Raw genomic sequence first — 12352 nt, forward strand, 5'->3', positions numbered from 1 at the left:
CTCCAAAAAGATGGTTTGGGTCTCTACAAAGCTTGTGTATCTCGTCATATTATACATGATTTACGAGCAGGTTTTCACCTTTTCGACAAAATTGTAAGCGTAGCGCAAAATGAACGTGAATTTATTTTTGTGACGCAATGGGATACAGTCGGCTAGTCTGTTCGAACAGTTCACCTGGCTCCAGACCGATCAATCCGATTTCTTCCGCCGGGATGCCTTCAACATTCGGGGCATTAACCAGGTTCATCTGTGGTTCAGGACAGAAGAATTCGCCGCCCATGTTATTGTTCCAGATCATCCAATGCTTGTACGATGTACCCACATCATATACCAGTTTGTCTCCAGTACGATGATCTGTAAGTTCCATATAGTTACGGCCATTCTGAGGTACTGCCGTGTAATGATTATCCATGGCTGCAAAGAACGGACTAACCCCGTCTTTCTTCAATTGTTCTTCCTCAGGTGTAAGCGGTTGAAATTGTCCGGTTGGCAGCGAACGTTCATTCAATTCACGGCGTTGTCCAATCGTAATTTTGGCCGTGTAATCCGAGGATTGACTGTCCGGTGCGAACGGTACAGCGATCGCCGTGTGGAATGCAAACAGGTTAGGCATGTATTCGTTCCCGTTATTGCGAACGATCAATTGCTGCTGAAGTCCTTGGCTACTCAAAGAGTAACGAAGCATTACCGTGAACGTAAACGGCAGGTACTGATGGAATGTATGTCCTTCTTTCACGTCCTGGCTAAGCAGCACATAACTCTCCAACTGGTCAGAACCATATCCCTCAACCTTCCACTCGGCATCATGCAAGAATCCATGCAGATGGTTACCTGTAGCCGGTTCATTCACAGGCAATTGATAGACTTTACCATTCCAGGGGAAACGACCATCCTCATAACGGTTCGGCGGAGAAAGAATCGGAATTCCATAGACCGCAGGTGCAGCCATAAACTCATCCATCTGATCCTGATTCGGCTCTCTCAAGTAACGGAATCCCTTTTCTGTATCACGGAAAGCAACGAGGTTGGCACCCACGCTTGGAATAACTGCCGCTTCAAATTGATTAAAACGAAGCCAGACGGCCGGAATCCCTCCAAATTGTTCTTCGAATGCTGCATTTTGCTGTGTCATCGTTATATGTACCTCCTGCATACTAAGGTTATATTATACGGCTCGACTATATCATGCCCGGGCCCAAAATACCAATCTATGATAGAGAACAAATTCATGATTGAGCCTCAAAAAAGACATGAAAAAGACAGCTGCAAACGGCTGCGGCTGTCTCTGACACCATTCATATCATAATTCAATTAATCTACATATTTGCCATGATCCGGCACCGTGCTCTCTTCAAAATCCAGATCAAGCTGCTTGAGGGATTCACTCAGCATATCTCCGCTCAAGGCATGCCCATGTCCAGTAATAGCAAGTTTCGGCTCCAGATGCCTTATATGCTGAACGGATTGATGAGCAGCCTGCCAATCGGTTGTGAAATAGGATGGTGGACCATGCAACTGTTTGTCCTGAAGCAACACACTCCACAGCGATTCCTGCTTCACCGTGATGATCGCGTCTCCCGCAATCAACAAACGATCTGCTTCCCGAAACAGTGACACATGTCCAGGCGTATGACCTGGCGTGTGCACCCATTCCCATCCCGAAACGCTTGGAACAGAATGATCTTTGGGCAGACTGAATATCCGATCATCCAGATTGATTGCCTCATTAGGATAAGCGAATGACAATCTGGACATTAGTCCTCCACCTACAGAAGGGTCCGCTGGCGGGTAATCTTTCAATCCCGTCAAATATGGAATTTCAAGCGGGTGAGCATACACTGGGACACCCCAAAATTGTTCCAGCTCAATAACGGTTCCTACATGGTCAAAATGACCATGTGTCAATATGATCGCAGATGGCGGACCTTGAAAACGTTCGCTTGCAACCTGAACAATATGATCCGTGAACCTCGCCATTCCAGTGTCCACGAGGACCCAGTTCCTGCTTCCTGGCTCTCCGATGAACACGACATTAACGAATAGTGTACGCAAACTGAGAATATCGGGCGCGACTTCTTCAAGCCCCGTCAACCCTTCTGTAATCAGATTGTCAGATGCCATTCACGGTTACCTCCCATTAGGCGGATTGTCTCTCTGGTTCCATTCATCTCGTAGACTTCCCTTTTCTGGATCATCTATTCAACATTTCCAATAAAATAGACGGTATACACCCTGTTTCGGGCATACACCGTCTAGTATAGTCATCAACACGACACAATAGAACAAGAACATCTCGGCCAGTTAAGCCGGAAATGCCTCCAAAGCAGCATCGAGCAATTGATTGTACAGATCGTCATCATTCTCAAGCAGCTCGTCCATACGCAGCAACTCATCTTCATCTCCGGATTGCTCTGTGAAATGCAAGCTATAGTCCCAGTCTTTTCCGTTCTTGCTCATGAAGGTAATCTCATACACTGACTTTTCGCCTTCTGTGCGGTAAACGGTATTTCCCACGTACCCTTTTTCACCTTCACGGCGCATTTCAGTACGGATAATTTCAATATTCACAATCATTCTCTCCTTTAATCTTTCATCTACAGTAGGTCTCCAACATTTCTGGTAAACCTAGTTTGGTAATTATTATTGGTTAATTGTACAATATATAACGTAGCAACGTATACCTTATTCAATGAAGGAATCATTCTGAGTCCTTACATCGTTGTAATGAGGACTATAATACGTGTTTGAACAACATCTATAATAGCCAACAAGCTACGATATTATTATCACATTGGAGGAAAAAATAGCATGAATACTTTTGAAACGAATCTGCAGCAATATGCTGAACTGGCTGTTCAAGTCGGTGTCAATGTCCATCCTGGACAAACGCTCGTGGTTAACGCTCCAATCTCGGCAGCACATTTTGTACGACTAATCGTCAAAGCAGCTTATGGTAAAGGTGCCAAGTTGGTCAAAGTAAACTGGAGCGATGAATCCGTTACCCGTCTTCATTACGATCTTGCCCCTGACGAGGCCTTCTCCATTGAACCGAAATGGTTTGCAGCTGAAATGACTGAACTTGTTGAAGAAGGTGCCGCTATCCTTCACGTCATCGCTGAGAATCCGGATCTGCTGAACGGTGTAGCTCAGGAACGGATTATTACTAGCCAAAAAGTGCGCGGCAAAGCGCTCGAAAAATATCGTTCTTATCAGATGGCTGACAAATTCAGCTGGTCTATTGTAGCCGTTCCTTCTCCTGAATGGGCAGCTAAAGTGTTCCCGGATCTGCCGGAAGCACAACAAGTGGATCGCCTGTGGGATGTCATTTTCAAAACAGTACGGATCGGTGAACAGGATGCTGTTGCCGAATGGAAAACCCATTTGCAAAATCTCGATTCCCGCGCTGATCTGTTGAACAACAAAAAATACAAAAAGCTTCACTATACAGCTCCAGGCACGGACCTGACGATCGAACTTCCAGAAGGCCATATCTGGGTATCCGGTGGGAGTGTGAATGAGCAAGGACATGTCTTTATTGCCAATATGCCTACGGAAGAAGTATTCACGGCTCCGTTGAAAACTGGCGTTAACGGTACCGTGCGCAGCACGAAACCACTGAGCTACGGCGGCAACCTGATTGACGGATTCTCCCTTACATTTGAGAACGGTCGAATTGTAGATTATACCGCTGAGCAGGGACTGGATGCACTCAAAAACCTGATCGAGATGGATGAAGGTGCACACTATCTGGGTGAAGTAGCCCTCGTTCCACATCAGTCACCAATTTCCGATACGAATATTTTGTTCTACAATACCCTGTTTGATGAAAATGCCTCCAACCATTTGGCGATCGGTAATGCTTATGCCTTCTGTCTGGAAGGTGGTAAAACGATGTCGAAAGAAGAGTTGATTGAACGTGGCATGAACTCCAGTCTCACTCATGTAGACTTCATGATTGGATCTGGAGAAATGAACATCCACGGTGTAACTTCCGAAGGCACGGAAGAGCCGATCTTCCTGCAAGGAAACTGGGCATTTTAATTCCGTTTGATGTGATTAGGAGAGAGGAGATTACTCCTCTCTTTTCCTGCGTCAACAGATAAATATACAATCATTGGAGGGAACACATATGTTAAGTTTTGAACAAAAACTGGATCGTTACGCTGAACTTGCTGTGAGAGTAGGCGCTAACGTACAACCAGGGCAAGTATTTGTCATCAGTGCAATGATTGATACCGCTGAATTCGTACGCCTGCTGGTGCGCAAAGGGTACGAAGCTGGAGCCAAGCAGGTTATTGTAAAATACGGAGATGAAACCGTCAATCGATTGCGGTTTGAGATGGCCCCTGAGGAATCCTTCCAAGAGCCACCGAAATGGCATGCGGCGGAGCTTGAAGAACTGGCGGCCAATAATGCAGCCTTCCTGACGGTATTGTCATCCAGCCCAGACCTGATGAAAGGCATTGACCCGGAGCGAATCTCTACCCATCAGCGTACATTTGGTCAGGCGATGGCCAAGTACCGTCAGTATCAACAAGCAGATAAAATGAGCTGGACGGGTGTGGCTTGTCCTTCACCCGATTGGGCAGCCAAAGTATTCCCGGATCTGCCGGTAGCTGAGCAGGTCAGCCAGCTATGGGAAGCCATTTTCGCTGCGGTAAGAGCTGATCTGGAGGACCCTGTAGCGGCTTGGGAACAGCATATTGAACGATTGGAGACCAAGGCCGTTGCATTGAACAACAAGAAGTATCAAGCACTGCACTTCCTCTCTCCGGGAACGGATCTGACGGTTGAGCTTCCAGAAGGACATATCTGGGCGCAGGCAGGTAGCGTGAATGAGCAAGGTACCCCTTTTGTCGCCAATATCCCGACAGAGGAAGTATACACAGCTCCAGCCAAACTTGGTGTCAGCGGTACAGTATCCAGCACCAAACCGCTCAGTTATGGTGGAAGCATCATTGATCGTTTCTCACTCACCTTCGAGAATGGACGCATTATTGATTTTCATGCGGAGGAAGGTCAGGATACGCTCGAAAGACTCATCTCCATGGATGAAGGTTCGCATTATCTTGGCGAAGTGGCTCTGGTTCCCTTCCATTCCCCGATTTCTGAGAGCGGTATCTTGTATTACACCACGTTGTATGATGAGAATGCGTCCTGTCACCTTGCGATCGGCAGTTCCTATGCATCTAATATCCAAGGTGGCAAGACGATGTCTTCCGAAGAACTTGCCGCTCGCGGTATGAACACCAGTATCACTCATGTGGACTTCATGATGGGCTCTCCCGAGACGGACATCTACGGTATCACGGCAAACGGCGAACGTGAAGCCATCTTCCTTAAGGGAGACTGGGCATTCTAACGGTTACGGAAGAGCTCTCCACCGTAATGTATTTTCACTAAACAGTAGCAAAGGCTGTCTTGCAACCATGTGTTCATGGTTGGCAAGACAGCCTTTTATTAATTTTCAGCAAACTGTCCCGAAGGCTACATTCGCTCTCCTCATCTGGTTTTTCTCGGACCAACCTCCCATTGTATCGTTTCCATATTATGTTGTAAAATGTAATGATACCAATGTTTGTGGATTGTTCACCAGAAAGGAGAACATCATGGCCAATCGGCTTCAATTACTACTCGCCTCAGATTTCCATAATTTAGGCTCTGCACTTCAAGAAGAAGTGTATTATGAATATTATAATATGGTTCATGGTCTTATCGTTTATATCATCAAGGAGCGTGCTGCAGCAGAAGATATTATTCAGGAAGCTTTTATCAAAATCATCAAAAACAAACCCATTTTCGAAGACGAGGTCAAACTAAAAGCCTGGCTCAAGGTCGTCACGCGGAACACAGCTATTAATTATCTGAGAAAAAATAAAAATAACCGTAACCAAGTGGATACGGATAGTGTTTTTATAGATATGGAGACGATGAATCAGACCGCAGCTTCCGTGGAAAGCATGGTAGAAACGCAGATGATGCAAGAGTCCATTGAAAATTATCTCGAACAGCTCAAACCGGAATATCGTGTACTGGTGGAGTTACGGTGGAAAGAAGGTCTCTCCTATCGGGAGATGGCCGAACTGCTGGATACCTCCGAAGACATTGTGAAGCAACGCTTGTTCAGAGCCCGTGGCAGTATCAAGAAGAAATTACATAAGGAATGGGGTGGAAGCATTGAGCAAAGGCAAGTCCGATAAGCATGTGGAGCAATTCGACTCAGATCTGGAAGACGAGTATTTCGATGCTGCGTTTGATCTGGCTTTTGATGAAGCTTTTCATCAGGCCGTCTCTGCCCCTTCCTCCTCCGATACCGAATCCATGCAGCAATCCTGGCAGAAGGTACATAGGGAAATTAACAGAATCGGTTTACGTAAAAAAAGAATACGTACCCTGCGGCTTTCCGTTGTCGTAGCTGCTTCCGTGACCATCGGGGCCGTTATTTTCAGCCTGCCGTCTGGTACGCAAGCGGTATCCCCATTCGTGCAATCCATCAAGGATTGGGGCAATGGCATGAAATCCATTATCATCGAGGATCGTACGACCCATCTTGGGGCTGATCCGTCAACAGCCAAAACGCCTCCACCACCGGAAACCAGCTTAGACGACATTCTTAAAGTACAAGAAGAAGAAGCTCTTAATACACCTTCGTATGAGTTATCGAGCCACCTGCTTCGTCCAGTACTTGTTACAGAAGAGATTGCACGCGATGGGTTCATGGGTGACTTTCTGTTATCCAATGCCATTCCCGAGAGATTCAACAAAGTCAAATTCGAACTCGTGCTTGATACTGAAAACCCTGTGAATCCAGACGATTATTATGAGTCCACACAAATGAGAGTTCAATATACCAGTGAAGGCAAGAGCATAGAGGATGAGATTATCCAGTTTGATTATGTCCATATCATGCCTGGGGAGAAAATTGAAGGGGCCATGCTTCGTGATATGAGCACCGTAAAGCTGGCGGATGGCTCGGAAGCACTGATGTATATCGGCCCACCCTATAACTCCTTTCAGTGGATGATGGGTTCCAACAATATGAGTCTGTTTGGCACCCTTTCTGAAGAAGAAATGACTGCTATTGCCAACGATTTTCAAGAGCAGAAGTTTCCCGGCAGTACCCGCCGATAAGATCAAAATAACACGGTGCCAGAAACATGTTTGCTGGTATCCGTAGTACTTCCATCATGCGCTGTATGAATACTGGTAACGCGATAATAATATCCTGGCATAACGGTCCAATCCGATGTGGCATTCAGTAAGTTTGTTTTCGTTGCATTGTTGGAATTGTTTTTGAAAGTTACCCATGCTGTTCCTGTCCAGCGCTCAAGTCGGTAATCTACCGAAAGTGTCTTCACTTCCACATATGTCGCGGTCTTCGTATTGACGATGGCAGAAAGTCCTCCCCCAGGGATGAGTGCACCGACCGCCTGATAGATATGTCCTCGTTCCTGAGTGGTAGCAAGCGAAGTGATGGATGGTTCGGGTGGCGGTGGAGCTGTAAGTGCACCAGAGGACACGTTGATTATCGGGCTTGCAACGGCTGGTTCGGACGTAGGTATAGCCAGGATTGTTGGCACTATTAACAAGGCAACAAGGGTTATTTTTAGTATAGATGCTGCACTCTTTGTTTTCGTTTTCCGCATATTGATCCATCCTCCGCTTCCATATTTGATTTTGTGTAAGGGTATAAACGGACGGATCGGGTGACAGGTTTCAAAAAAAATTAGACGCTCCGATGTTTCTGTCGGTAGCGTCTTTTGTCCTTTTTATACATTTCCAGTATTGTGAAACCTAAATTATTCCAGCCCGTATGTATTGGGTAATGCATGGTTGGAACCATATTAACCAACAAGATTTGCAAATGAGGTGTATCACTTGAGTAAACTTCAATCTAAATCCAGAAAGCATCGTAACAACTCCAATCCGAATGAACTACATATGGCATGGTGAATGATCACCTAACTCAGTATAAGCAAAATCCGGTGTTATCCACCACTAAGGTCGGGGACTACAATTCTTACGAGGTTACTTTCGTCGATACGCCTATGTACGCCATCATCACCATTAAGACACCGACAACAAACCAATCCACTCGAAAAAAGCTGAATATCCAGCATGATCTGGCTCCGGGAGAGAATGTTTACGTCACTTATAAGCGAATTTATATCAAAAATAGCTTTGTCACGGAGAATCGTTACGCCGATGTTGTCATTCATGTACCCAAAGAATCATGAGTATGCAAAGAAGCTGTACAATGACCATTGCGTCACCATACAGCTTCATTCGTTACAATTTTGATCTGGCTACGCGCCTTCTTCTTCAACTAACAGTTCCAGCTTAATCACATTTACACGGGAAATCCGCTTGTGCTCTGTCTCTTGAATGACAAATACATACCCTCCATACTCAACCGATTGACCAACCTCAGGTGGTATGGCATCTACTCTCGAGTATAGCCAACCCCCGATGGTATCGTAATCGGCACGATCCATCTCTAGTCCGAATCTTTCACTGACTTCTTCAATCAGCATCAATCCATCAATAGAGTATTCCATCTCATCCACTTGTTCAATGGCAGGACGTTCATGGTCGAATTCATCCTGAATCTCGCCTACGATCTCTTCCATGATATCTTCAAGCGTGACAAGCCCGGAGGTTCCCCCATATTCATCGATTAAAATCGCAATCTGTGTCTTGCTACGCTGCATACGCTTGAGCAGATCACTGATCAGTGTGGTATCTGGTACAGCCAGGATCGGCCGGATTACGGAGATGGTATCCGTAAGTTGGGATCGCATTAGGTCCTTAATGTGAATAAAGCCGATAATATGGTCCTTGTCTCCGTTATACACCGGATACCTTGTTCGCATACTATCACTGGCAATCTCCAGATTCTCTAGCATGGATTCATTGGCATTCAGACAGATCATTTCCGTCCGCGGAATCATAATTTCACGGGCGGTTGTATCCGTAAAATCAAATATATTATCAACAAGTGCTAATTCAGTGTTATCAATTAAACCGCTCTTATTGCTTTCTTTCATCAGAATGCGTATTTCATCTTCGCTATGTGCGGAGTCGATCTCCGAAGCTGGTGCCATCCGGAATAGTCTCAACAAGCCGTTAGCCATACCGTTCAGTGCCCATATGAATGGATACATTAACTTGTAGAAGAACGTTAGCAAAGCCGCAGACCACAACGTGATCGTCTCAGACTTTCGAATCGCCATCGTTTTGGGAGCAAGTTCCCCCAGTACAATATGCAGGATCGTAATGATCACAAATGCAATGGCAATAGAGATTCCATGAACATAGACCGGTCCCAGTCCAAACGCGGTAAATATAGGCTCTAACAGATGTGCGATTGCGGGTTCTCCCAACCATCCAAGTCCCAGTGAAGCCAGTGTTATGCCTAATTGGCAAGCTGACAGATATGCATCCAGATTACGCACGATATTGGAAGCATAGATGGCATTTTTGTTGCCTGTTTCCACCAAAGCCTCAATCCGGCTTCCACGAACTTTCACCATCGCAAATTCCGCCGACACAAAGAAACCATTCATTAATACAAGTAAACCAATGATTACTAAATTTAAAATACTCGGTAAGGGGTCACTCAAATTTTCATCCTATTTGCCGTCATTCTTCGGCAAATAGGTCCACCTCCTTCGAAAATGTAGGATATTAGCCATTCTGCCGTTCATATGCAATTTCAACTTCCCAATGCTTCCACCTCCACCTTGTTCTGTCGAATAACAAAGATATGCTTCTTTTATTATATAATTCTACACTACACAGTCAATCCGTGTCCTATGACAACGAAATGGCACAAACGCCTTATTTCTTTAACAAAAGTAGCGATTACGCTGTTTTTTTAACATTTCGTAAACAATGAACTAATCAAACCAAAGAGAGTATCCAAGTTCATGCTTCGGCATGGCTGGTACTCTCTTTATTTATTACTTTTATATAGCATAGGAGCATCGGTCCATTACTCGCTTCTCTATATCTTCTGCTCTACTTCCTATGTCGACTCAATCTCCACTATGGTCTCAGAAGCCGGGTTCCAGCGCCACTTGGCTTGTTTCCCACTTTCGTTATGCAATCCACCGGTCCAGAATTCATCCTGCTTCAACATAGCCCAATCGACCTCCCCACTCAGTACCTGAATCCCGAGTTCCGTCAGCGACAGGACTCCATCACGGAATTCTTCATCATGCTGCATGAAATTAGGGAAAGTTGTTGCACCGGTCAACTGAAGAAGGGCATGAGGTCCTTCTGTCATCCGTCTCAGATGTGCCCAGTATTCAAGATCACCCATCCCGAGAATATGCAGCTTGTCCCCTACCTCGCGAAACAAAGGATACGGACGATCTATACCTGCTGTAATGGTCTCCAGTGTCATCTGCTCAATGACTCCCAGGCCGTTTGATACAGATGGCATACGGGACAAGTGGGCCTTGAACGCAGCGTTTGCAAAGGGGAGCACCGAGGTGTCTGCCAACATGTAATCCAGATGATGACGGATATCAGGCGACGTATAGGCTTCCCAGAACTGTGCACCTGCTTCTAGCTCGTCCGTGTCAATCACGTGCCAACTGCCAGACAGACGTTCGATCTGCGTAGAGGTAAGCTGTCCCAGTCCTCTAAAGTGCTCAATCTCTGGATACGAGTCAATACAGAGAAGATTCAGTTTCGTATTCTGGAGTACTTGTCCTTTGAAATAATGCAATAGGTAAGATAACATCGTCTGATCATAGAGGTCGTATTCGAACCACAGGACAATCTCCTTATATTGTTGAAACGAATGCAACTTGCGCTCAAGCTCCTCGATCTGCAAGTATTCCGTCTGCGGAATGCCCAACTGCTGCTCTAACACGGATGCCCGATTCTTCCGTTCCTTTACATCTCCCATATCTTTGGCTACTGGTCCGAACGTGTACAATTCTCTCCATACGAGGATATCTCCCTCGATTCCACTCTCTCTTAGACGATTCGCAGCGTGATCTCCATTCATAATGTGTAACAATCCTTTTCCTCCTTCATACAAGTCACTGAACACAGAGACCAGATCCCTCACTGGCATAGAACGCTTGAGTTTGGATCGGGCATCAAACAGCCTTTTCTTTAATGCAGGTACCTTGACCCCGAGAAAATCCGATATTTCCTGCAGCGAGTATCCCTCCAAATAAAACAGTTCAACAGCAATCCGCATCGATGACGGCAATTTTGAAATCGAATCACGCAGCGTACGATGCATTTCGTTTTGCACCGCTTGTTCTTCTGGATTATGCGCCTGATCCTCTTCCTGGAATACATGCTCCAGCTCCTGAACGGGAATTGTGGTATGCTGCTTACGCCTTAGCCAGCGATAACACTGCCTCTCCACGATCACCTTGAACCATCCAGGAAAAGCCTTCGAGTCCTCCAGCTTGGACAGATTACCAAAGGCTTCAGTAAATGCCTCCTGCACAACATCTTCTGCCCAAAATGGTTCTCCTAAACGATTGTAGGCAACAGCAAGAGCCATCCCGCGATATTGAGACATCAGTTGTACGTAAGCTTCGGGTTCGCCCTTCATCGCTCCTTCAATCCATGACTTCAATGCTATGGACTCCCTTCATATAGGCATGTTTCTTGTTCTGTTCATATATAAGTGCCATGTTTTTATCAAAAGGTTACGTCTGACTCAATCATATAGTAATCATTTTGCACACAAATTCTTATGTAAAAAGCCGCCCCGTCTGTGGAATACCTCCACATTCAGGACAGCATGTAATTCATTATGTGTTATCCATATCAAATATCAATCAAAATGATGAGGCGCCAATGATCATCTGCTTGGAGCTTGTGGGTAGTTGCCTACCACGCCCGGATATTGATACAACAACGGCTCATCAAATGTAGCATAGTCGAAGTTGACCATCAACAGCATGATCCGTCTTCCTGTCTTCGGATCGCTGATGATAATATGGTCACGGCCCGCTGCTTCAATAATACCTTGGAATATGCGAGCGTTCCATTCTTTGTTGCCTTCGTATGTCATGTAGAACGTACCGAATTTCCCGAGGTTCAGACGTAAAATATTCTCAATGTACGACTGCTCAAACTGTGGCGCCGTTGTAGTGATTACTGCACCCGTTGGTGTCATTGGGCTTCCACTGGATACGAGTGGGGGTACACTTGTGGAGCTTGGGGATACCATTCCTGGTGTTACTGACATGGCAGGCATTCCGTTACCAATTTTGTAAGACGTACCTTGAACCTGAGAATTGGCTTGTTGACCTAATACGGAATTCGCTTGCTGACCCAACGTTTGAGTCGTTGGTTGATAAGGCTGATTAATCAT

The 12352-nt window shown here is 45.7% G+C and carries 12 protein-coding genes; 5 read left to right on the top strand and 7 right to left on the bottom strand.

Annotated elements, in window-relative coordinates:
- Positions 1-121: 121 nt before the first annotated feature.
- From MHI06_RS16660 to MHI06_RS16670, 3 genes are all read right to left on the bottom strand, one after another.
- Positions 122-1132, bottom strand: coding sequence for an aldose 1-epimerase (locus MHI06_RS16660; RefSeq protein WP_340398497.1), 1011 nt, complete (start codon positions 1130-1132; stop codon positions 122-124).
- 179 nt (positions 1133-1311) lie between these two features.
- Complete coding sequence (locus tag MHI06_RS16665) at positions 1312-2121, bottom strand: MBL fold metallo-hydrolase (protein ID WP_340398498.1); 810 nt, start codon at positions 2119-2121, stop codon at positions 1312-1314.
- Positions 2122-2301: 180 nt separating this feature from the next.
- Positions 2302-2574 carry a hypothetical protein gene (locus MHI06_RS16670; protein ID WP_319951885.1) on the bottom strand — a complete coding sequence of 91 codons (273 nt, stop codon included), beginning with the start codon at positions 2572-2574 and terminating at the stop codon, positions 2302-2304.
- Between the two features lie 234 nt (positions 2575-2808).
- Here MHI06_RS16670 and MHI06_RS16675 point away from each other — a divergent pair, with 234 nt between their 5' ends.
- The 4 genes from MHI06_RS16675 to MHI06_RS16690 all read left to right on the top strand — a co-directional run bounded on the left by MHI06_RS16675 (position 2809) and on the right by MHI06_RS16690 (position 7131).
- Positions 2809-4041, top strand: a complete 1233-nt coding sequence (locus MHI06_RS16675; RefSeq protein ID WP_169480971.1) for an aminopeptidase — start codon at positions 2809-2811, stop codon at positions 4039-4041.
- A gap of 88 nt (positions 4042-4129) precedes the next feature.
- Positions 4130-5362: an aminopeptidase gene (locus MHI06_RS16680; RefSeq protein WP_340398499.1), complete on the top strand. Its 1233-nt coding sequence runs from the start codon at positions 4130-4132 to the stop codon at positions 5360-5362.
- Between the two features lie 247 nt (positions 5363-5609).
- Positions 5610-6200: a sigma-70 family RNA polymerase sigma factor gene (locus MHI06_RS16685; protein ID WP_340398500.1), complete on the top strand. Its 591-nt coding sequence runs from the start codon at positions 5610-5612 to the stop codon at positions 6198-6200.
- Positions 6178-7131, top strand: coding sequence for a hypothetical protein (locus MHI06_RS16690; protein ID WP_340398501.1), 954 nt, complete (start codon positions 6178-6180; stop codon positions 7129-7131). The genes MHI06_RS16685 and MHI06_RS16690 overlap by 23 nt, the downstream gene beginning before the upstream one ends.
- Before the next feature lie 2 nt (positions 7132-7133).
- Here MHI06_RS16690 and MHI06_RS16695 read toward each other — a convergent pair whose 3' ends face one another.
- A complete protein-coding gene (locus MHI06_RS16695) occupies positions 7134-7646 on the bottom strand; it encodes a hypothetical protein (RefSeq protein ID WP_340398502.1) in 513 nt (170 codons plus the stop codon).
- Between the two features lie 300 nt (positions 7647-7946).
- On the opposite strand from MHI06_RS16695, the gene MHI06_RS16700 reads away from it, so the two are divergent.
- Positions 7947-8237: a hypothetical protein gene (locus tag MHI06_RS16700; protein WP_340398503.1), complete on the top strand. Its 291-nt coding sequence runs from the start codon at positions 7947-7949 to the stop codon at positions 8235-8237.
- A gap of 69 nt (positions 8238-8306) precedes the next feature.
- On the opposite strand, the gene MHI06_RS16705 is transcribed toward MHI06_RS16700, so the two are convergent.
- The 3 genes from MHI06_RS16705 to gerQ all read right to left on the bottom strand — a co-directional run bounded on the left by MHI06_RS16705 (position 8307) and on the right by gerQ (position 12235).
- A complete protein-coding gene (locus MHI06_RS16705) occupies positions 8307-9623 on the bottom strand; it encodes a hemolysin family protein (protein WP_340398504.1) in 1317 nt (438 codons plus the stop codon).
- Between the two features lie 404 nt (positions 9624-10027).
- Positions 10028-11608, bottom strand: coding sequence for a sigma-70 family RNA polymerase sigma factor (locus tag MHI06_RS16710; protein WP_340398505.1), 1581 nt, complete (start codon positions 11606-11608; stop codon positions 10028-10030).
- Positions 11609-11836: 228 nt separating this feature from the next.
- Positions 11837-12235: a spore coat protein GerQ gene (gene gerQ, locus MHI06_RS16715; RefSeq protein ID WP_248278168.1), complete on the bottom strand. Its 399-nt coding sequence runs from the start codon at positions 12233-12235 to the stop codon at positions 11837-11839.
- Positions 12236-12352 lie beyond the last annotated feature (117 nt).

The sequence above is a fragment of the Paenibacillus sp. FSL H8-0079 genome, from assembly GCF_037991315.1.
In the GTDB taxonomy this organism is placed as follows: domain Bacteria; phylum Bacillota; class Bacilli; order Paenibacillales; family Paenibacillaceae; genus Paenibacillus.